This window comes from Sandaracinaceae bacterium, from assembly GCA_020633055.1.
GTDB lineage: Bacteria > Myxococcota_A > Polyangia > Polyangiales > Houyiibacteriaceae > JADJJE01.
In genome coordinates, this window is record JACKEJ010000004.1 from 1,110,869 (window position 1) to 1,132,255 (window position 21,387).

Below are 21,387 nucleotides of genomic sequence, written 5' to 3' on the forward strand. Positions count from 1 at the left end.
CGCTGAGGCCAGGGTGTCACAGTCGGGTGCGCGTGCCGAGGACCCCTCGCGATCGAACACCGAACGACGCGAGTCGGACCTCGGCACGGGTTCGGTCGCCATCGCGCGCAGGGCTGCCCGACTCGGCGGCGTCACCGTCATCGTCGCCCAGATGACGCTCGAGCCCGAACCCCTCGAGAGCGTCGCCCCGGGTGTCCCGCCCGCGCTCGCGCGCGTGGTGCACAGCTGCTTGAGCAAGGACCCGAGCGCGCGCCCCCGGACGGCCAAGGAGCTCGCCCGGCGCCTCCGCGATGCGAGCCCTGACGACCCGTGGGACTCGGAGCAGGCCGCGGCGTGGTGGGCCTCCCACCCCAGCGCCGCCTGAACGCCGTTTGCCACGGGGAGACCCGCCCACTACTGTCCGCGCCATGCATCACCGTGCGCTCCGCTTCTCCGTCGTGCTCTCCATCGTCAGCGTCGTCACCGTCACGGCCCTCGGCGCACTCGCGTTCCCGTCCTTCGCGTTCGCTCAGCCACGCGGCAACGTCCAGGGCAACGGCATCCATGGCGTGCGCATCGAGGTCCACGGCACGCTCGGCTACTATCAGGCGCTCGGCGCCGGCATGCGGGTGGACATCCCCCTGCTGCCGGACGGCTTCACGGACAAGCTGGACGACGAATTCGCGCTCAGCGTGGGCGGTGACTTCACCGCGCTGCGTTGGCGTGACCGTGCCTACGACGGAGCCCGCCCCGGCTACGGCCGCGGCTGGGGCCAGTGGTACGGGGACTGGTCCATCTGGACGGTCGCCACGGCCAACTGGAACCTCTACCTCGGCGACAAGATCTCCGTCTTCCCGGAGCTGGGCTTCACCGTCAGCATCCACGACTGCTGGGACCGCAACGGGCGAGACGACGTCTGTGTCACGGCCGCGCCGGTCGGCGGCGTGGGCTTCCGCTACCACTTCGCGCCGCCGCGGGTGGCGTTCGTCGCCCGCGTGAACTGGCCCGTCGGACTCCAGGTGGGCCTCACCTTCTGAGCGGGCGGGCGAGGGCACCCCTCCGCGCACCACGTGGTAGGGTGTCCGACATGAGCAAGAGCCAGCATGCGCGCCGTGTCTGTGTCCTCGTGGGCGCGGTCATCTCCACCTGGACCTTTGTCGCTCCCTCGGAGGCGTCCGCTGCGACCTTCACGGTCAACAGCTTGGGGGACGCAGACGACGCCGTGATCGACTCCGTGTGCGACTCGGACGCGTCCACACCCGGGCTCCAGTGCACGCTGCGCGCGGCCATCTCGGAAGCCAACGCCAGCACGGGCGGCGCGCGCGACCTCATCCGGATCACGGCGACGGGCACGATCATGATCGGGAGCCAGCTGCTCATCACCAACGAAGTGCGCATCCAAGGACCCGGCTCGGGGCAGCTCACCATCGACCGCTCGGACACGGTGCGCCACTTCTGGGTCCAGGGCGCAGCAGGGGCATACAGCTTCGAGGGGCTCACCCTCCAGAACGGGCGCCCGGGGGCGTTTGGCGGGTCCGTGTGGCTCTCGGGCGCGCCCACCTCGGTGACATTCGACGACGTGCGCTTCCTCGACAACGTCGCGGTGTTCACCGCGGACACCAACGGCGGCGCCGTCTACATCACGGCCACGGGCGCCATCACGTTCCGCGACACGTACTTCCGGGGCAACTACGCCCAAGGCAACGGCGGCGCGATCTACGCGCAGGGCGGCACCGCCGGGCTCTCGGTCGTCATCGAGAGCTCCACCTTCTTCGAGAACGAGTCGGTCGGCGCGGCCGGCGGCGGCGCGGTCATGGTGCGCTACGCGAACAACAGCGTCGCGGTGCGCGACTCGGTGTTCGAGAGCAACTCGAGCAACGGACCGGGCGCCGGCCTCTTCCTGGACGACGGCGCGGTGGGCGTGGTGGAGGGCTGCACCTTCATCGACAACGAGGCCAGCTACTCGAACACGGGCGCGGGCGGGGCGGTGTACGCGCGCCAGACCAACAACTACGTGTCGAACAGCCTGTTCTACGGGAACCGCTCGGGCGCGGGCGGCGCCGTGTTGCTGACCAACACCTGGGAGGTCAGCAACGTGACCATCGTCGGCAACTCCAGCACCAACGGCGCCTACGCCGGGCTGCGCACGCTGGGCACGGGCACGGTGCGCAACTCGGTGATGACCGGCAACACGGTGTCGTCCGGGGACGAGCCGGACTGCAGCACCGTCGCCGCGTTCACGAGCGGTGGCTACAACTTCGTGGGCGACGGAAACGGCTGCGGCTGGGGCGGCAACGACACCACGGGCGCCGCCGCGACGCTGGCCGATCCGATGTTCGACGTGCTGCTCGGCGCCGCTCAGGAGCCGCGCTACCTGCCCCCGGGCAGCGGCAGCCCGCTGGTGGACGGGGGCGACCCAGGTGGCTGTCGCCACACGCGGGTCAACGCGAGCTTCGTCGCGACCCCGAACATCGTGCTCACGACGGACCAGGCGGGCGGGACGCGCGCCGTGGACGGGGGCAGCGGCTCTGCGCGCTGCGACATCGGGGCCATCGAGGCGGGTGGTCTGGGGACCGTCGGCTTCGCCAGCGCCAGCGTGACGGCCTCGGAAGGCGATGGGACCGTCAGCCTGACGGTCACGCGCAGCGGGTCCACGACCGCGGCGCTCGACGTGCCGTGGGCGCTCGTGGCCGGCAGCGCGACGGCGGGCAGCGACTACACGGACGCCAGCGGGACCCTGCAGTGGGCGGCGGGTGACGGCGCGGACAAGACCATCGACGTGGCGCTGCTGGACGACAGCGCGACCGAGAGCGACGAGACCCTGACCGTGCGGCTCACCCCGGTGCGGCTGATCGCAGGCAACCCGGCCGAGGCGACGCTCACCATCGAGGATGACGACGTCGCCACGGGACCGGACGGAGGGCTCGGCGGCGACGCCGGGACCGGTGGAACCGACGGCGGCCCGATCGGGACCGATGGCGGCACCAGCGGACGTGACGGCGGCCCGGGTAGCGGGGGTGGCGGGGGTGGCGGCTGCACGGTCACCACGGACGCCGACACGAGCGCGCGCTGGTTGGCGTTGGTCGCGTTGGGGCTCGTGGTGCGGCGCAAGCGCTACGCGCGCCGGGGATAGGACCCGCGTCACCGTCGCGCTTCCGCGCTTGGACGTGCGCCGCGGGGGCGGGCGCGACGCCGTGATGTGGCCCCCCGCAGCGCGTCGTGCGTATCCTGGCGCGATGAGCACCAAGAGGGCCTTCGTCGCGGGTGTCTTCGTGACGGTCGTCGCGTCGTGCCTCGGAGGAGGGTGCGCGCCGACGCTCGTGCTCGGGGCGCCCAGGACGACGAGCACCCGCACTGGCACGGGGGGTCTGCGCGCCGCCGCGGCCACGGTGGACGTCACCCCGCCCCCGGGCCTGGGGCTCTTCGGCCACGGTCCGGAGGCCCGGCGCGCGCGAGGTCATCGGGGCCGCCTGCGTTGCCGCGCGCTGGTGTTGGAGGACGCGCAGGGGAGCCGGGTGGCGCTGGTCGCGTGTGACCTGGCGGCCATCTCGGCGGCGCTCCACCGCGAGGTCGCGATGCGCGTGCACGCGGCGACGGGTCTCGGGCTCGAGCGCATCGTGCTCTCGGCCACCCACACGCACGCGGGCCCCGCACACTACTTCGCAGACGGAAACTACGCGGGCGGCTTCTCGTCGCAGGTCACCGGCTACGACCCACGGGTCACCGACCGGCTCGCGACCCGCATCGCGGGGGCCATCGTCGACGCGACCGCTCGGCTCGAACCCGCGCGCCTATCCACCGTCGAGGAGCGCCTGGTGGGACCCAGCGACGCGGAGCGCGCCATCGGGCAGAACCGCAGCCTCGAAGCCCACTGCCTCAACACCGCGCCGATGGGCGCGCTGGCCACGACCTGCGACACGCCCCTGCGCGACCCGTACGCCGAGGTCGAGGGCATGCTCTCGATGTTGGTGGTCGAAGCGCTCGGGGACGGCGCCCCTCACCCACTCGCCATCTATGCGAGCTATCCGGTGCACGCGACGAGCGTCCCGAACACCAACGACCTCTACCACGCCGACCTCTTCGGCGAAGCGGTGCGCACGATCGAAGCGGGCGTGGGCGCGCCTGGGTTCGTCGCGGTGCTGGCCAACGGCGCCGAAGGGGACGTGCGGCCGGACTACGTGACGCAGCGCTTCGACGAGTCGCTGCACCTGGGCCGCGCGCTCGGCACGCGCGTGCTCGCGGCCATCGCGCGCAGAACGCCGGTCGACGCGCCGCGTGTCGCCGCAGCGTTCGAGGACCTGAGCCTGTCGCGGGCCACGGGTGACGGCGCGCGCCTGTGCGCACACCCCGAGCTAGGCCGAGCCTCGGCCGGTGGCAGCGAGGAAGGGCGCACGGGCTTCTACCGCTTCCCGCGTTGGCGCGAAGGGTCACGGGACGACTCGCGTGGGGGCTGCCACGGGCCCCGCGCCCCGTTGCCCTTCCGCAACATCAGCAGCAATGGCTTTCCGAGCCGCGCCCCGCTGTCGGTCGTGGCGGTCGGTCCCGTCACCATCGTGGCCATCCCCGCCGAAGCCACGACCACGGTTGGGATTCGCCTTCGTCAGCGTGTGGCGGCGGCGCGCCCCGGCCCGGTGATGCTCGTCGGGCTGGCCAACGACTACCTTCAGTACGTGACCACGGCCGAAGAGTACGGCCTCCAGCACTACGAAGGCGCCTCCACGCTGTACGGTCCGGGCACTGCGCGAGTGCTCGGAGCGCACTTCGCGGCGCTCGCCCAGTCCATCGCGACCGATGACCCGACGGTCAGCGCCTCCCCGCTCCGCGCCCGGGTGAGGTTCCGTGAGCGCCTCAGCGACGAGCGCCGCAGCCGCGGACCCGTGGTGGAAGCCGTCGTGCGTCACCGCTACGAAGGGCACGTCGCCTACAGCGTCGCGCTGCGAGCGTCGGACGCGGCCTTGCTGCTCGAAGACGGGTCGCCCATCGCCCGCGTGGAGCACCGCCGTCCCGAGGGCTTCGTCCCGGCACGCGACGCGCTCGGGTACGCGCTCGACGACCTCGGGCCGCATCTGATCGTGCGTCAGCAGGGCCGACGCCGTCTGCGCCGCGGCCACTACCAGATCACGTTCGTGGTGCCCGATCAGCTACCGGCGGGGGCCTACCGCATCGTGGTGCGCAGCGCTGGCGTGGAGGCAGCTTCGGCTCCGTTCGGCGTGGGCGTGGCGCCGTGACCTGGCACGACCCCCGCGCCGACGTCAGCGCGTCAGGCGCAACGCACCCTCGGCGCCCGCCTCCTCGCGCGCGCTCTCGTTGGCGTTCGGCGACCGGGCGCGTGCCCGTGAGCGCCGACGACGACGCATCAGCCACGCGAGCGCGCCCAGCGTCGCGAGACCGAGCGGGAGCGTGACGGGCAGCGACTCGCGCAAGCGCCCGAAACGGAAGCGGGAGACGCGCGGCGGCAGGACCACCGTGCGGCTGGGCGTGCTGACGGGCGCGTCCAGCACGCTGCTGGTGGCGGCCGCGACGGGCTCGGGGGCGGGGGCCACGACGCCGAGGTGGTTCATCACCTCGCGCTCGACGCCGCGCACGTACACACGGCGCTCCCCCTCCTCGGTGGTGCGCGCCTCCTCGTCGCTGCCGAAGCCCAGGCGCGCCTCCCAGCGACCGCCGCTGGGCGCGTTGATCACCCCACCCGCGCGGCGCAGGAACATCGCGCTCGACCCGCCGCCGTCGAGGTTCATCGCGTCGTGCGCGCCGATGTCGTGCATGAAGTCGGCGAGCTCGTACAGGTTGAGCCCCCGGCTGCCTCCGCGGCGGCCGTCCACCACCACCAGGAACACCGTGTGGCCGTCGCGCGAGACACCGACGGCGGTGCGCGGGTGGCGCCCATAGGCCGCGCCGATGCGGTCGATCTCACTGTCCGCCACCTGACCTGCGCGCACCAGCGTGGGGATGCCGCTCACCGCCGCGCGGTAGTGATTGTTGGTGGGCGTGCGGCCCGTGCGATGCGTGATGCGCGCGCGTCCGTCGGCCCGCACGGCGAAGAGGGTCGTCTCACCATCGTCCTCGAGCGAGGGCCAGGCCTCGCCGCCGCCCACCTGCAATCCGTACGGGTCGGCGAAGCTGGACCAGAAGCCGCCGTTGATCGCGGCTGCGTAGCCAGGGCCGGTGTCGGCGAACTCGCTCACGGTGGACCAGCGGTCGGCGTGAGGCGTGGCTTCGACGCGCACGCCGGGCACGCGCAGGTCCACCACCAGCGCGTGGATCACCGCCGGACGCGACGTGGTGCGCCGCAGGTAGCGCAAGCCCGGGTTGGGCTGCGTCCACACGTCCTCGTGGGTCACGGGTCGTCCCCGGCGACGGTCCACTTCGCCCGCTCCGTCGGCCCACGCGGGAGAGGCGCCCAGCAGCGGGGTGAGCAGCGCCGCCGCGACGGACAGGGCCACGAGGGCACGCGGCAGGGCGGTGGTCCCGGCGGTTACCGTGCGCGTGGGCGAGGCGACGGTGGCCCCGGCTCGGGAGGCACGTGGGGTCGGCTCGACGGGGGTGGGCATGGGAGAGGTCATCGTGCCGGGACCGGTGCAAGCCGGGATCCAACCCGGATGAGCTCGGATCACGGTCGAATTCATCGGGAATCCGGCTCGCCGGAGGACCCACCGGCACCCCACCGCGGCCCGCTGCACGCGCCCCTGTGGGCCTCCTGCCACGTGGACTCCAAGCGTGGCCCCAGCGAGCCCGCCGGTCGCTGGTCTTTCATGACCCTCCGTCGAGGCCGGGTGGGTGAAGCCGTCACACCCGCGGTGGGCCCCGGCGTCACCTCGGGGTCGAGTCGGCGAAACGCTTGTCCCCATCGCGCATACCAACGGCCCATGAGACTCACCGTCGGGCAGCGCGCCCCCTCCTTCTCCGCCACCACCTGGGACGGCAAGCCCGTGACCCTCGCCGACTTCGAGGGCCAGAAGCTGTGGCTGGCCTTCTTCCGCTACGCATCGTGCCCGCTGTGCAACGTGCGCGTGCGCGCCATCTACCGTCGCGTGGAGGAGCTGCGCGCGGCGGGCGTGGCCGTGGTCGCGGTGTTCCAGTCGCCAGGCGAGAAGGTGCGCGAGTACGTGCTCGAGGGCGACGAGCCGCCCATGCCGATCATCGCCGACCCCGAGATGGTGCTCTACGAGCAGTACGCGCTCGAACGCTCCGTGCTGGGCTTCTTGGCGCCGCGCAACATCGGGAGCTTCTTCGAGTCGCGCAAGCTGGACGTGGGCGGACTCTCCCCAGACGGGCCGCTGGACCGCATCCCGGGCGACTTCCTGATCGGGCCGGATGGCACGCTGGTGGACGTCTTCTACGGCTCGGCCATCTCGGACCACATCCCGTTCGAGCAGGTGGACGCCTTCATGGCCCGCTGAGGCCAGCACAGCGCCAAGCCCAGCGCCCCGTACACGACAGACTGCACCACCAGGGGCAGCGCGTCGCCAGGCAGTGCCGCGAAGGGGTTGTTCAGGTGCGCGCCGAGGTGCGCCAGGACCACCAGCAGCAGGCTGCCCGAGCCCCGCAGGATGAACGAATAGAAGAGGCTGCCGCCCGTGAACAACAGCAGCAGCACCAGCCACAGCGCGAGGGGTACGCCCGCCGCGACGAACATGGGGATGTGCCACAGGCCCCACAGCAGCCCGACGATGCCCGCGCCGCCGAACACGCCGTAGCGCGCTTCGAGGCGCGGCTGGGCATAGCCACGCCAGCCCAGCTCCTCGCCGAGCGAGATGACGCAGGCAGAGACCACCAGACCCACGTGAGGCACGTAGCTCACCGCGCCCTCACGCCCCGCGAGCTCGAGCAGCAGCAGGATGCCCGTGAGGCCCAGGCCGGGCACCAGCAGCGCAAGCGCGTACCACCCGACCGACACGCGCGCGCGGGTCAGCGGCGTGAGCAGCCGGCGTAGGCCAGCCCGCCCTTCGTCGCGCCATGTGAGCCCCAGCGCCGCCACGGCGGGCCCGAGGATGCCGAGCATGGCCAAGCCCAGCAGCGGACTGTCGGGCGCCAGCCTCCCGCGCGCGGCCAAGAGGGCGCCGGGGACCTGGAGCGCCCAGGTGAACCCGAAGGCCAGCGTGAAGAAGACGAACGTGGAGCGGGGCTTCGCTGCCTGGGAGGTGGGCATGGGTGTTCGACAGCGCGGCCGGCGCGATGTTCCGGCCCTGCGGCGCGAGTCGTTGAACCGCAAGCCCGTCCGTGGGAAGCCTCGGCCCATGGACACCCTGCGCATGCCCGCCGAGTGGGCCCCGCACGACGCGTGCTGGCTCGCCTTCCCGTACCTGGCCGACGAGTGGCAGGGGCACCTCGAGGACGCCCAGTCCGACGTCGCCGCGTTCGCGTGCGCTCTGGTAGCGGCCGGTGAGCGCGTGGAGCTGCTGGTGCGCACGCCCGCCATCGAGGAGACGGCCCGCGCCCTGATCGGGCCCCTGTCCGAGGTGCGCTATCACCAGGTGCCCTACGGGGACTGCTGGGTGCGCGACACGGGCTGCGTGTTCGTGTTCGAGCCGGGTGCGCCGGCGGGGTTGGCGGCCCGCTCGTTCGTGTTCGACAGCTGGGGGGGCAAGTTCGACATGCCGGGGGACCCCGAGGTGTCGGGCCACATGGCCGGGTTGGCGGGGGTGCCCGTCACCGCCGCGAGCTTCGTGCTGGAGGGGGGCGGCATCGAGACCGACGGGCTCGGCACCTTCCTGGTGACCGACTGCGTGGTGGACCGCAACGCCGGCTGGACACGCGAGACGGCCGCGGCCGAGCTGCAGCGCACGCTGGGCGCGAAGGTCGTGCACTTCGTCGACGGCCTGCTGAAGAACGACCACACGGACGGGCACATCGACACGCTGGCGCGCTTCGTCGCCCCCGGGAAGGTCATGTGCATGGCGCCGGCAGGCCCCGAGGACCCCAACCGCGAGGGGCTCGAGCAGGTCATCGCGTCGCTGGCCGGCAAGCGCGACGCGCGCGGCGAGCTGCTGGAGGTGGTCACGGTGCCGTCGCCGGGTGCGGTGATCATCGATGACTTCCTGACCCCCGCCAGCTACTGCAACTTCTACATCGCCAACCGCGCCCTGCTGCTGCCGGCCTACGGGGTGCCCGGGGACGAGGTGGCGCGCGCCGCGCTGGCCCCGCACTTCCCGGACCACGAGGTGGTGCTGGTCCCCACGAGGGGATTGATCGTGGGGGGTGGGGGGTTGCACTGTGCGTCTCAGCAGCAACCCCGCGCGCCCGGCGCCGAAGGAGCCCCCTCATGACCACCGACAAGCCCGAGAACCTGCTACGCGTCGGCGTGGTGCAGTGCGCGCTCGGCCGCACGGAGCGCAGCGAGAACGTCGACGAGGTGTCGCGCTTGATTCGCAAGCTCGCGGAGCTGGGAGCCCAGGTGATCCTCCCGCCGGAGCTCTTCGAGGGCGCCTACTTCTGCCAGCAGGAGCGCCCAGAGTTCTTCGACTTCGCGCACCCGATGGACGACCACCCGACGGTCAAGCGCATGCAGGCGCTGGCCGCCGAGCTCGAGGTGGTCATCCCGGTGAGCGTGTTCGAGCGCGACCGCCAGCAGCACTACAACACCATCGCGATGGTGGACGCCGACGGGAGCGTGCTGGGCACGTATCGCAAGAGTCACATCCCCGACGGGCCAGGCTACGAGGAGAAGTTCTTCTTCCGGCCGGGCAACACGGGCATGAAGGTCTGGGACACGCGCTATGCCCGCGTGGGGGTGGGCATCTGCTGGGACCAGTGGTTCCCCGAGTGCGCGCGCGCCATGGCCCTCGCGGGCGCCGAGCTGCTGCTCTACCCGACGGCCATCGGCAGCGAGCCCGAGGAGCCCGAGCAGGACAGCCGGGACCCCTGGCGCCGCGTGATGATCGGGCACGCCGTGGCCAACGCCATGCCCGTCGCCGCCGCCAACCGCGTGGGGCTCGAGGGCGAGCAGCGCTTCTTCGGGTCGTCCTTCATCTGCGACCAGCGCGGCGACCTGTGCGTGGACATGGACCGCGAGGAGATCGGCGTGGGCATGGCCGTGTTCGACCGCGACGAGCTGCGCCGCTACCGCGCCAACTGGGGCTTCTTCCGCGACCGGCGCCCCGAGCTGTACGGCGCGCTGACCGAGACCTGAGCGACGGCCAGGGTCCGCCCCGGCGACTCAGCTGCCACGCTTGGACCAGTTCTCGACCTCGATACCCTTGAAGCGGGTGAAGTCCTTCACGTTCAGCGTCACGAGCGTCAGCTGGTTCACATGGGCCACCGCCGCGATCTGGCCATCGACGAAGGGGGTGGGCTTCCCCAGCCTCTCGAGCCGCGCGCGCTCGACACCGTGCCAGCGCGCTGCCGCATGGTCGTAGGGGAGCACAGGCAGCGACGCCAACACCACGTCTTCGAGGTAGGCCTCGATGGCGCTACGACGCTTTCCCAAAGGGAGTCGCGCGCACCCGAACGTCAGCTCGTGCCAAACGGGCGCCGCGATGGCGCACTCGTGACCGTGTTCTTCCAGTTTTCGGAGCACGCTGGCGTTGGGCTGCTTCGAGAGGGGTGAGGAGACGATGCTGGTGTCGAGCAGGAAGCGAGCGGTCAAAACGCGACCTTCCGACCAGGCTCACGATCGCGAACCGCGGCGAACGCGTCGTCCTCCGAGCCCAGCTCTTGCGGAGAGTGTGTGGCGGTGAAGCGCCGCAAGGCATCTCCAAACGACACGCGCCCTGCACGCAGACGCTCGAACTCGTGCACGGACACCAGGACGGCGACGGGCTTCCCTCGCCGCGTCAGCTCGACCGCCTCACCAGCCTCCGCCTGGTCCACGATGCGGGGCAAGTTGGAGCGCGCATCGGCGATGGAGTACCGCTTGGTCACGAGCAGAGTGTACACCTTGATGTACACCTGTACAAGGCCACGGTGACGGCTGCGGCGACTGCGTGCACGGGAGCCCTTGACGCCTCGTCATTCTCGGGTACCTTTTGTTGAAAATGAAAGTCAAAGTCGTTTTCATGAGAGCGTGGGAGTCGTTGGGGGGGCTCCTCGCGGCACGCCGCAAGGGGGTGTACCGGGTCCACCGCGTGCTCGGGATCGTCCTCGCGCTGTGGCTCGCGCTGCTGGCGGGGACCGGCGCCTTGCTGATGTTCCGCGCTGAGCTGGACTGGCTGACGACCCCTGCACTCCGCATCTCTCCAGCTGCCGCAGGAGAGCGGGAGTTTCGGCCCGCTAGGGTTCTCCGTGGCGTGACCGCCTACGCGCCCGAGGCCACGGTGCTACGCGTGGACAGGCCCGAGACCGTGCGCTCGGCCAGCTTGGTGCGGGTTTCCGAGGGGGCCTACACCACGGAGCTGTTCGTCCATCCACGCACAGGGGCGGTCCTCGGCGGGCGGAGTCTCGACGGTGAGACACACTCGGTGGCCGATACCCTGCGACAGTTCCACGTGCGCCTGCTGCTGGGCGCGTGGGGTCGACCGTTGGTGGGTGTCTTGGGGGTGCTGTGGCTGGTTGCGCTCGTCACAGGCTGGTGGGTGCACGGGCGGCGTCGCCCCACGCGGCGCACACGCTCGCTGCGTGCTCGACTTCACGGGGGTCTGGCCTACACGACGCTGCCGTTCGCGATCTTGATGGGTCTCTCCGGGGCCTACCTCGGGCTCGAGACCGTCCCGTACCTGCTCGAGCGCGTGCAGCGGGCACACGCGACATCCACGAACGCGGCGGTCCCGAGCCAGACGCCGGCGGTCGCGCAGGCCGGACCACCTGGTCCCCACACCACCGCGCTGCCCGAAGCTCCTACGGTCCCAGAGGAGAGGCACGACAGATCCCACGGGGAGCTCGTCCGAGCGCGCCTGAGCGAGCTCACGAACCTGGACGCGCACGTCCGGCGCGTGTCTCCGGAAGCGGGCGTGACCACGCTGTTCCCGCCGCTCGAGGCCGGGCAGACCTGGCTCGTGGCGCTCAGCCGGACCTCACCCCTCTTGCCGCCGGGGTCCGTCGAGCTCGAGCTGGGAGCATCCCACTCCCCACGGCTCTACCCCCCCGACACGCTAGGCCATGTCACGGGCGCGCTCGAGGCGCTGCACGTGGGCTCGTTCGCTGCCCACGCGGGCCCCTTCGCGTGGGTGCTGCGCGCGCTCTGGGCCCTGCTGGGCCTCACGCCGGCCGTCGTCGCCATGGCCGGCCTCTACGGCACCTACCGCCGTCTCCACGTCCGCGCTGCGAAGCGCCACCCCCTCCCTCTCTCCCCACTACCCCTACGAGACCCCACATGAACCCGAACCGCAAATTCATCAGCCGCCCACACGAGTGCAAGAAGACGCGCCTGGCCGAGAGCGCCGTCGCGTCGGTCGACGTCTCGGACTGCGGCGTCATCTACCTGCACATGGGCGCCGTCACCCTGCGCCTCGCCCCCAGCGTGCTGTCCGAGCTGCTCTCGACCCTGGGCGAGGCCGTGGCGATGCACGCCTGTCAGCAAGCCTCGGGCGACGGACCCTTCGACTGGATGAGCCGCGTCGAGTACGAGTCCTGAAGCACGGACGAGCCAACCCGCGCCGTGTCGGCTACCTTGGCGCCCCGATGGCGACTTCCCCCCGAGAGGTGACGCGACGTGGTACGAGCCACGTGGTGTGCGTGATGTCCACTTGGCTCCTGCTGACGCTGGACGCCACCGGCTGCGGAGGGGGCGACCCGGGTGTGGATCAAGGCAGAGACCAGGCGGCAGACCAGGCACTGTCAGACGGGGGCGCGGACCAGAGCGCGCCCGTCGACCTGGGCGGCGACCTCGCCATGGTCGATCTCGGACGGGACCTCGGCAACGGGCTGGCGGACGTGGGTACGCCCGACCTGAGCACGGGCCCCACCGACGTGGGCACACCCGACATGGGCACGCCCGACCTGAGCGCGGGGCCCACCGACATGGGCGCACCCGACGAAGGGCCGCCATGCGGGCCTGCGACCTGTGCGGGCTGCTGCGACAGCTTCGGCACCTGCCGCGCGGGTGACCAGTTCTCGTTCTGCGGGCTCGGGGGCGGTAGCTGTGACCGCTGCACCTGGCCAGAGTCGTGCGAGGTGGGTACCTGCGAGCCGCGCGCCTGCTCGGCGACCGCCCCCTCGCGCGGCGTCGACGGTAGCGACGACTGTGGCCCCGCCGGCCGCGAGTACGTCTGCGACTGCCCCGACAACGCGGCGGGGTGCGTGGGGACTGGGGTCTGCGTGTCCCAGTACGAGACCCGCTTCCGCTTCCGCGTCGCCACGGCGCAGTTCGACCCGAACGTCATGTACGACCCCGGCCCGCCCGGGCCCGACACGACGATCGCGCCGGACCCCATCGTCGAGCTCGAATTCGGGAACACGCCCGCCTACACGACGGCGCTGGTCGAGGGCGTCTACTACCACGCGTACGAGCCCATCGTGGGCGTGCTGCGGGGCGTCACGGGCCTGCCGCTCTTGCGGGTGACGCTGTACGACGCGGACTATCCCGGCCTCTCCGAGCGCCTCCACTGCGACTTCTCGCTGGACGAGGCGGAGGACGTGCGCTCCCGCCGTCTGGTGTGTCAGGAGGGCGCCGTGTACGTGGAGCTGTTCGTCGAGCCGCAGTAGCGGTAGCGCGTCAGCCTCGCCGAGCCCGAGCAACCGGCCCGGGCCGCGCAGCTCACAGCGCGAACGTCGGGCTCACGGAGCGCGCCCGCGCAGCACCCGTACGGTCCCACCAGGGGTCGAGACCCGCCCGTACATGTCGACCACCAGAGCCCGCACCTCGCTGCCCACGCGCACTTGGCCGCGTCCCGTGACGGTGGGCGAGCCACAGCGCCCGCCGAGGGTGGCCTCGGCCAGGAGCTCGGTGCCGCCCGTGCCGACGTCGATGAGCTGAACGTCGCCGCCGCCCACCGGCTCCAGCACGACAAAGGAGTAGGCGCCTGGGACCGCCCGCGTCAGGCGCACGCGCGTGACGTAGTGCAACAGCTCGATGCGACCGCGCGACGCTTCGCGGGACTCGCGCCGTTCGAAGTGCGTCACCCGAGCGAGCCCAGGGTCGGCGGGCGCGGCCGCCAGCGTGCCGCCGATGGTCAGCCTCGGGAGCGTGACACCTTCGGGGGTGAGCCCCTCCACCGTGTACTCACCGTCCGCGGGCGCGCGCGCGAAGTCAAGCCGCACCAGACCCCCGGGGAGCGTGGTCGGGGTGAGCGGGATGCGCGTGGCACCGCGCACCAACGCGGCCGCGTGGCTCAGCGTCAGCTCTCCGTTGGGGCCACTGGTGACGGGGACGCCACCGCGCACGTAGCCATAGTCCAGCGCCACCAACAGGGATCCATCGCGGGGGACCGGCCGCTCGAGAGGCGTCACGATGCGCCCGGAGGGGACCGGCATGGCGCACAGCGCCTCGGCGCGCGAGGCCGGTGCAATGACTGCGACGCAGCCCAGGAGGAACAACACGTGGGCGAGGCGATGGTGCGGCATGGCTCATCATACCCCGCGCCGTCGGCGTTGCTTGGCGCGCTGCGCAAGGTTCAGCGAGGAACGATGGGCACCGTCACCGCGACAGGGTCGTGAGGTTCGGGTCGCGCGCCGCTCGAACGGAGCGCGCCCACGTGGAGGGACGGCGCTGAGGCTCGCTCTGGCGTGCCGCTCGGGGCCACGGACAAGTGCGTGACGTCCGTCGTGACCCGGTCACCGGCGCGCAGCACGGCTGGCGACAGCGCGCCCTCGAAGAGCAGCGTCACACGCCGTAGCGGCAGCGCCTCGCCCACGCGCAGCGCCAGGTCCGAAGGGCAGGGCCCGTGGGCGACGAGGTGCAGCCGTACGCCGTCCCCGGTGGGCAGGCGCGTTCCGTGGGTGACTGCGAGGCACGCCGTCAGGTCCTGCTCGCGCCGAGCGACGGGGCCGCTCGCCTCATCCAAGAAGGGCCCGAGCCCGGACCGAGGGTCGCGTCCGCGCTCGAGCAGAACGTACGGCGGAGCGTACAGCCGCACGCCGCGATCCTCGCGGGCCATGAACGCCCGCACCACGGGCTCCTCCGCCGTCCGTAGCAGGGTGCCTTGGCCGACATAGCGAGCGCGGTGGGAGACGTCGAATACCGCAAAGTCCACCTGGCGCTCCGGCGGGGCCGCGCGGTGCAGCGCTCGCCTCTCGGCCAGGTGCGGGAGCAACGCGTCGGGCGCCTGCACGGAGGCCCCCTCGGGGATGCTGGCGAGCACCTGGCGCGCCGCGTGCGTGGCGTCGTCGTCGACGTAGGAGCCCACCCGACAAGGCAACGCGCCGGGCCCACAGCCGCCGAGCACGTAGGCCACCACGGACGTAGCGCCCACCGCACGACGGGCCCACGCGCGACGTCGCTCCCCATCGGCACCCCACCATGCGTCCAGCCGCGCGAGCCCGTGGATGCCAGCCCACGACACGGCCGGCAAGGCGGGGGTGAGGTAGTGGGTGCGCAGCTCGCTGGTGGTCGGAAACCGGCTCAGCAGCAGCATGGCGAGCACGGGAGCAGCGGGCAAGAGGCGCGCTGGTGACAGCAGGGGCAACAAGAGCAACGGCGCCAGCACGCGCGGCAAGAACGACGCCTTCTCCGGCTGGCCGAGGTGAGAGAGCACCTCTCCCGGTTGTGCGAACAGCGCCAGCACGGCCGAGACCAGGCTGCCACCCAGGTGTCCGAAGTGCTGGTCCACCGAGCCGCCCACGGGCGCGAAGCGCGGGATGATCACCCCCACCCACAGCACCAGATACAGCAGCGAGCCGAGCGCGACGGCCAACGCGACGCGCTGTCCGTGGTGCCCGTCGAGGGATGCCGCTGGACGCCACAGCCACCACGCGAGCGCACCCGTCAACGCGGTGACGGCGGCCAGGTCTTCGCGACACGCGAGCACCGCCAGCGTGGCCCACCCCAGCTTGCGCGCGTCTCGCTGGTCCACGGCCGCGAGGCACCACACCAACGGCGCGAGCGCGAGGGTGCTGGGGTGGAACTCGTAGCTGAGCACGTGGCTGACGTTGGGATGCAGCGCGAACACCAACCCGGCCAGCGCACCCCAGGGACCGAGCCGCCGCATCCCGAGCTCGGCCAACGCCTGCGCGGCCAGCCCCGCGCTGAGGGTCTGCGCCAGCAGCAGCACCGGAACCGTGCCGAACAGCATGCCGAGGAAGCCGAGCGGGACCAGCACGGGCGAGGCGTGCAGCCCCAGCACGTGCGCGCCCATGATGGGGTCGTACAGGTCCCCGCGCGAGAGCCCGTAGGCCATGCGCGCATAGAACGCCAAGTCGAAGGTCTGGTTGTGGACGCTCCGAAAGCGCAGGTAGCCCATCGCGCCGAACACCAGCACGGGGGGCCACGCGGCAAACACCAAGCGACGCACGCGGGACCTCGACCTGCTCAGCGACCGCGCACGGGGCGCTCAGATGCGCATGGGCATGACGACGCCCACGAAGTCGGCGCCGTCGCCCACGGGCTTGAGGACGCCCGGGTCGACCTCGCCGTTCAGCTCGAGCGCGACCTCGTCATGGGGCAGCGCGTTGAGCGCCTCGAGCAGGTACTTGGCGTTGAAGCCGATGGACAGCGGGTCGCCCGCGTAGTCCACCTCGAGCTCCTCGACGCCCTCACCCACGTCGGGGTTCTGGCTCTGCACGCGCAGCAGGCCGGCCGAGAGGTGCAGCTGCACGCCGCCGCTCTTGTCGTTGGCCACCAGGTTGATGCGCCGCAGCGACTCCACCAGCCGCGCGCGGGAGGCCACCACGCGCTTGCTCTGCTGCTTGGGGATGACCTTGTTGTAGGGCGGGAACTGCTCGTCCGCGAGCTTCACGCTCAGGCTCAGGCCCTCGCGCACGAAGAACGCGTGCCCCTTGGTCTTGGCGACCGCGACGGTGGCCGGCGCGTCGCTGCCCTTCTGCTCGGCGCGAGCCTCCTCGATCATGCGCTTCAGCTCGGCCACGCCCTTGTGCGGCACCAGCATGGTGAACTCGAGCGAGACGCCCGTGCTGTGCTCCGCCTTCGACAGGCGGTGACCGTCGGTGGTCACCAGGCGCAGCTTGCCGCCGTCGATCTCCACCAGCGTGCCCGAGAGGTGCGGGCGCGTGTCGTCGTGCGACATGCTGTACTGCGTGAGGCCGATGAGCTCGCCCAGGCGGGTGGCGTCCAGCTCCGCGAAGGTGGCGTTCTCGGGCACGGGCAGCGGCGGGAAGTCGTCGTCCGCCATGCCGGGGATCTTGTAGCGCACCTTGCCACAGCGGATCTCGCAGGCGTGGTTGGCCCCGACGTTGAAGCTGACCTCACCCTCGGGCAGGTTCTTCACGATGTCGAACAGGGTGCGCGCCGAGATGGCCACGCTGCCGGCGCGCTTGACCTCCGCGACCGAGAGCGAGGTGACCCCCAGGTAGAGGTCGGTGGCGGACAGCCGAACACGGTCCGTGCCCTCGGTGGCGAGCAGGATGTTCGACAGGATGGGCATCGAGCTCTTCCGGTCGGCCACCGCGTGCGTGCGGGCCAGACAGCGGAGGAAGTCGCGTTTGCTGATGCTGAACTCCATGGGAGTCGCTCTCTACTACGAAACGAGCCAGAGGCGAAGGGGATCGCGACGGGTCACGAGCGGGGGGCAAGGGTGCCGAGGAGAGAGATCATGAAAGGGAATTTAAAGATCTCTTCTTCTTCTTAGGGGCTGTGAGTAGTGTGATGTGCCGTGCAAGTAACCGATATTGTTCCACTTAGCCAAGCACCCGGGGTGTGGATGAAAACGTGGAGGCGCTGTGTGAAACGTGATCCACTGGAAACCCACAGGGGTTGTCCCCCGCCACTCACAAGGGTTGTCCACAGGTTTCGAGGCGCGCTTTTTTTTCGTGCGGACACCGTGCGCGTGTCGGGTGCCCTGGCCATGGCAGGCGGATTCGCGGCTCCACGCGGCAGGCGATATTTCACTGGCAGTGCATTTTCTGGTTGGCACTTTACTACCGGAACGTGAAATTGGTAACAATGACGGCGACGGTCTCCGCGCTTGCTCGCGAGTCCTCGACACCCCCCCTAACGAGATGACTTGGAGTAGCTTGATGCGAGACCTCCTGAAGGCCGCTTGCGTATGTACCGCCTTGATCCTCGCCCATGGGTGTGGCTCCGGCGGGTCCGGCGTCGGCTTCGATCTCCGTAGGGACGCGCCCCCGTTCGCGAACGTCGGGGGAGACGCCATCGTCCAGCTCACCGGGGACTCCGCCGCCCGCATGTTCGGAGCCGACGTGGTCTGCGAAGGCGGGAACCTCCCGTGTGTGACGCTGCCCGTGGCCCAGACGTGGATCGACGCCGTGAACGAGACGCTCGCCGAGGGACGCAGCGAGGGCATCGCGGTGCTCACGCAGCTCTTCCACCGAGGCGACCTCGATCCGCGGGACTTCGGCGCCGAGACGGTGGGGGAGCTCACGCTCGAGGGGAACACGCCGCTGCAGGCCGAGCTGGCGTATTGGACGGCGACGCAGCACGTGCCGGACGCGGTCAGCAACCAGCGCCTCACCGCAGCGGAGGCGGTGCCCTTCTTCCAGGAGGCCCTCCAGCGGGGCGCCGAGGAACGCTATCGTCTCGCGCTCGCTGTCCGAACGGGGACGGGCTTCGACTCCGGCCACGCCGTGGTGCCCGTCTCGATCCGCGCGGGGGACGGCGAGGGGCGCTACCTCCTTCGCATCTACGACAGCAACTTCCCGCAGCGGCTCCGCGACATCGAGATCGACACGGTGGCCAATCGCTGGATCTACGTCGTGCGGGTGAACGACGACATCACCCTACGCTACGAGGGGACCGCGACGAACGGGAACTACCTCTACGTCGCGCCGGTGTCGGAGCGGCTCGGCGTCTTGCGCGCGCCCTTCGCGTCGGACGCCGCGAGCGGCTGGCTCGTGCACAGCGGCCAGATGAACGTCTCCGTCGATGCGGGCGCTGGCGTCGTCGGCGTCGAGGGCGGCACTGTGACCGAAGCAGGCGGCACCATCTCGCCGCTTTTCACCCGCTGCCCCCTCTGTGGCGGGAGCCGCGGGTTCCTGAACTACAAGCTGACGGGAGGCTCCAGCACGGACGGTCCGGTGAACGTGAGCTTCACCGGGGTCGCGGGGTCCTCGGGCACGGGGGATGCGAGCTTCGGGCTCACCGGGCGCAACCACGCGACGCGCGTCACCGGGGTGGGAGCCAGCTCCCAGAGCTCCGGCTTCAGCGGGTCGTTCAGCGTCGAGCCCAACGGCGACCTCGAGCTGACCAACTCCTCCGGGACGCCGCTCCGGGTGTCGTCGGCGAGCACCGTCGACGGGATCACGTCGTCGATCAACGTCACGATCGAGGGAGCCTCGACGAGCGTGAGGATCGTCCGCAACGCGGACGGAACGGTGGGCATCGACCTCTCGGGCGTCCCTGCGGGTGTCTCGGTCACGATCGGCTTCCTCTCGAACGGACCGAACGCCGCGCGCACGAACCCGTACATGTCGGAGTTCACGTACACGTTCGTGAGCGACGGGATGGACAGCACCGCGACCTTCGACCCCGAGGACGGAGGTCTCCGCGTCGGGAGCGAGCTCTACGGTGGCCCCTGCTTCAACCAGCAGCTCGACGCAGGAGAGGGTGGCGTCGACTGTGGAGGCGTCTGCACGCGGCGGTGTCGTCCGGGCGCTGCCTGCATGGTGGACGCCGACTGCGAGACCTTCGTCGGGAGCAGCTCGTATCAGTGCAACGCGGGTGTTTGCGTCTCCCCCACGTGCATGGACGGCCGGCAGAACCAGTCGGAGGTCGACGTCGACTGCGGGGGTCCCAATTGCGGGCCCTGCCGGGCGAACAACGACGACCCTCCCAACTGCCTCTCCAACTTTCAGTGCGACTCGAACGTCTGCGAGAACAACGGCTGCGTGGAGACCAAGGCCATCCGCGTCCGCGCGTCGGGGCTCGCGCAGGGTTCGTCGATTGAGCTGCTGGTGGTCGAAGACGGGGTCATGACACGCCGCTTCGTCACGGCGACGTCCACGGAGCCGGCGGTCTACCCACTCGGAAACGCGCGCGTCTACAACGTGAGCATCTGGGCGCAGCCCAACGGGGCGACCTGTTCGTTCGCGCCGAGCCCCGCCACGTCGGGGACCGCCACGGAGGCCGTGACGCTGGAGCTGAGCTGTGGCCGGTCGAACGCGGAGCTGGCGCTCTACGTGCGGCACATCGTGCGCCCGCCGTCGTTCACGCTGACCCAGACGATCGACGGCGTCGCGCAGATGGTGAGCTTCAACCAGTCCGGTGCCATCACGCTCGGCACCTTCAGTTCGAGCTGGGAGCTCGAGATCACGAGCCAGCCCACCCAGAACTTCGGGGGCACGCTGGTGCGCTACTCCTGCCTCTTCGAGCGTGACCAGCACTGGCAGCCGATCGCGCCCACGTCGCGCATCAGCGCGACCTTCAATCCCAGCGAGGCGCGCCACATGCCTCAGATCGTGTGCACGCTCGAGTCGCAGCGTCCGCCAGACATGGGTCCAGTGGACATGGGTCCGCCGGACATGGGCTCGTCCGATCTCGGCATGGTCGACCTCGGCGGGACCCCATGCATGAACGACGGCCAGTGCAGCTCGAACAACTGCTACTGCGGCGCGAACTCGGGCAACTGCACCGGGCTGACGGGGCTGTGCGCGGCGGGGGGCCGAGCGGTCATCGACACGCCCACGACGAACGGCGTCGCGCCGTCGGGCACCTTCACCGTGCCGTCGGGCTGCAGCGAGGTCTACATCGAGGCGTGGGGCGCCGCGGGCGGCAACAGCGGCTCGGAGAACCCCTTCACGTTCGCCTACGAGCTCGGTCAGCGTGGCGGGTCGGGCGGCTACGTGAGCGGCACGCTGCCCGTCACGGCGGGAGACGTGCTCACGGTCTGGGTCGGCCAGGGTGGCGCGTGGAACAACAACGCTTCGAGCGGCACGGCGGGCGTGGGCAGCTTCGCGGGCACCGCGGCCAACGGGGGGGCGTCCGCCAGTAACGGCGACTTCATGGACTTCAACGCGGGCGGCACGGGCGGTGGGCTGACCTCCGTGCGCCAGACCGGCAGCGCGACCGTGACGTTCAGCGTCCCGGGCGGCGGTGGTGGCGGTGTGGGCCAGGAGGGCCAGAGCGTGGGCGCCGCGGGCTCGGGCGATGGCTCGGGGCAAGCAGGTGGGGCTGCCCCGGACGTGGGCATCGGCATCGGCGGTGGCGGCGCGGGCGACCCGGCTGGCGCAGCCGGGACCGATCTCGAGGTGGGCGGCCACGCGGGCGCGTACGGGACACTGCCGGGGACGCTGGCGTCGGCGAACGGCGCGGGTGACGGGAACCCGGCGAACGCCTCGGCCTTCGACCGGAGCCTGTGCATGGGCCTGACCGGCGGGAACCCGGCGGCGGGTGCATCCGCCATCATGACTCCCGACAGCGGGGACGGATGCGTGGTCATCCGCTGCGTGGGGCCATGAGGAAGGTGA

18 protein-coding genes are annotated in these 21,387 nt (G+C 71.1%); 11 read left to right on the forward strand and 7 right to left on the reverse strand.

Going from position 1 to position 21,387, the window contains the following annotated elements; all coding sequences use genetic code 11:
- The first annotated feature begins 13 nt into the window (after positions 1–13).
- From H6726_04650 to H6726_04665, 4 genes are all read left to right on the forward strand, one after another.
- The gene (locus H6726_04650; protein MCB9656920.1) at positions 14–364 is read left to right on the forward strand and encodes a hypothetical protein; all 351 of its coding nucleotides are present in this window, start codon (positions 14–16) and stop codon (positions 362–364) included.
- A gap of 43 nt (positions 365–407) precedes the next feature.
- The gene (locus H6726_04655) at positions 408–1,016 is read left to right on the forward strand and encodes a hypothetical protein (GenBank protein MCB9656921.1); all 609 of its coding nucleotides are present in this window, start codon (positions 408–410) and stop codon (positions 1,014–1,016) included.
- Between the two features lie 50 nt (positions 1,017–1,066).
- Positions 1,067–3,112 carry a right-handed parallel beta-helix repeat-containing protein gene (locus H6726_04660; GenBank protein MCB9656922.1) on the forward strand — a complete coding sequence of 682 codons (2,046 nt, stop codon included), beginning with the start codon at positions 1,067–1,069 and terminating at the stop codon, positions 3,110–3,112.
- A gap of 103 nt (positions 3,113–3,215) precedes the next feature.
- Complete coding sequence (locus H6726_04665) at positions 3,216–5,207, forward strand: neutral/alkaline non-lysosomal ceramidase N-terminal domain-containing protein (protein MCB9656923.1); 1,992 nt, start codon at positions 3,216–3,218, stop codon at positions 5,205–5,207.
- 24 nt (positions 5,208–5,231) lie between these two features.
- Here the strand turns inward: H6726_04665 and H6726_04670 are convergent, their stop codons facing one another.
- Entirely contained in the window at positions 5,232–6,530 is a 1,299-nt protein-coding gene (locus H6726_04670; GenBank protein MCB9656924.1) for a phosphodiester glycosidase family protein, read from the reverse strand.
- Between the two features lie 315 nt (positions 6,531–6,845).
- Here H6726_04670 and H6726_04675 point away from each other — a divergent pair, with 315 nt between their 5' ends.
- Positions 6,846–7,379, forward strand: coding sequence for a redoxin domain-containing protein (locus tag H6726_04675; protein MCB9656925.1), 534 nt, complete (start codon positions 6,846–6,848; stop codon positions 7,377–7,379).
- Here the strand turns inward: H6726_04675 and H6726_04680 are convergent.
- Entirely contained in the window at positions 7,316–8,128 is an 813-nt protein-coding gene (locus H6726_04680; GenBank protein ID MCB9656926.1) for a CPBP family intramembrane metalloprotease, read from the reverse strand. The two genes, H6726_04675 and H6726_04680, sit on opposite strands and share 64 nt — an antisense overlap.
- An 88-nt stretch (positions 8,129–8,216) precedes the next feature.
- Here H6726_04680 and H6726_04685 point away from each other — a divergent pair, with 88 nt between their 5' ends.
- Entirely contained in the window at positions 8,217–9,245 is a 1,029-nt protein-coding gene (locus H6726_04685; protein MCB9656927.1) for an agmatine deiminase family protein, read from the forward strand.
- Positions 9,242–10,108 carry an N-carbamoylputrescine amidase gene (aguB, locus tag H6726_04690; protein ID MCB9656928.1) on the forward strand — a complete coding sequence of 289 codons (867 nt, stop codon included), beginning with the start codon at positions 9,242–9,244 and terminating at the stop codon, positions 10,106–10,108. Before H6726_04685 ends, aguB begins: the two co-directional genes overlap by 4 nt.
- Before the next feature lie 27 nt (positions 10,109–10,135).
- Here aguB and H6726_04695 read toward each other — a convergent pair whose 3' ends face one another.
- Together H6726_04695 and H6726_04700 are read right to left on the reverse strand one after the other, a co-directional pair.
- Positions 10,136–10,564, reverse strand: coding sequence for a type II toxin-antitoxin system VapC family toxin (locus H6726_04695; protein ID MCB9656929.1), 429 nt, complete (start codon positions 10,562–10,564; stop codon positions 10,136–10,138).
- Positions 10,561–10,839, reverse strand: a complete 279-nt coding sequence (locus tag H6726_04700; GenBank protein MCB9656930.1) for a type II toxin-antitoxin system Phd/YefM family antitoxin — start codon at positions 10,837–10,839, stop codon at positions 10,561–10,563. The genes H6726_04695 and H6726_04700 overlap by 4 nt, the downstream gene beginning before the upstream one ends.
- Positions 10,840–10,973: 134 nt before the next feature.
- Between H6726_04700 and H6726_04705 the strand changes: the two genes are divergently transcribed.
- From H6726_04705 to H6726_04715, 3 genes are all read left to right on the forward strand, one after another.
- On the forward strand, positions 10,974–12,230 hold the full coding sequence (locus H6726_04705) for a PepSY domain-containing protein (GenBank protein MCB9656931.1): 1,257 nt from the start codon (positions 10,974–10,976) through the stop codon (positions 12,228–12,230).
- Positions 12,227–12,487 (forward strand): hypothetical protein, encoded by a 261-nt coding sequence (locus tag H6726_04710; protein ID MCB9656932.1) that lies wholly within the window; start codon positions 12,227–12,229, stop codon positions 12,485–12,487. Before H6726_04705 ends, H6726_04710 begins: the two co-directional genes overlap by 4 nt.
- Before the next feature lie 104 nt (positions 12,488–12,591).
- Positions 12,592–13,557, forward strand: a complete 966-nt coding sequence (locus H6726_04715; protein ID MCB9656933.1) for a hypothetical protein — start codon at positions 12,592–12,594, stop codon at positions 13,555–13,557.
- A gap of 72 nt (positions 13,558–13,629) precedes the next feature.
- Here H6726_04715 and H6726_04720 read toward each other — a convergent pair whose 3' ends face one another.
- The 3 genes from H6726_04720 to dnaN are packed head-to-tail and all read right to left on the reverse strand — an operon-like array spanning position 13,630 to position 17,468.
- Entirely contained in the window at positions 13,630–14,415 is a 786-nt protein-coding gene (locus tag H6726_04720) for a hypothetical protein (GenBank protein ID MCB9656934.1), read from the reverse strand.
- A gap of 50 nt (positions 14,416–14,465) precedes the next feature.
- A complete protein-coding gene (locus H6726_04725; GenBank protein ID MCB9656935.1) occupies positions 14,466–16,301 on the reverse strand; it encodes a DUF2079 domain-containing protein in 1,836 nt (611 codons plus the stop codon).
- Between the two features lie 39 nt (positions 16,302–16,340).
- Positions 16,341–17,468: a DNA polymerase III subunit beta gene (gene dnaN, locus H6726_04730; protein ID MCB9656936.1), complete on the reverse strand. Its 1,128-nt coding sequence runs from the start codon at positions 17,466–17,468 to the stop codon at positions 16,341–16,343.
- 514 nt (positions 17,469–17,982) lie between these two features.
- Between dnaN and H6726_04735 the strand changes: the two genes are divergently transcribed.
- Complete coding sequence (locus H6726_04735; GenBank protein ID MCB9656937.1) at positions 17,983–21,378, forward strand: hypothetical protein; 3,396 nt, start codon at positions 17,983–17,985, stop codon at positions 21,376–21,378.
- Positions 21,379–21,387: the final 9 nt, after the last annotated feature.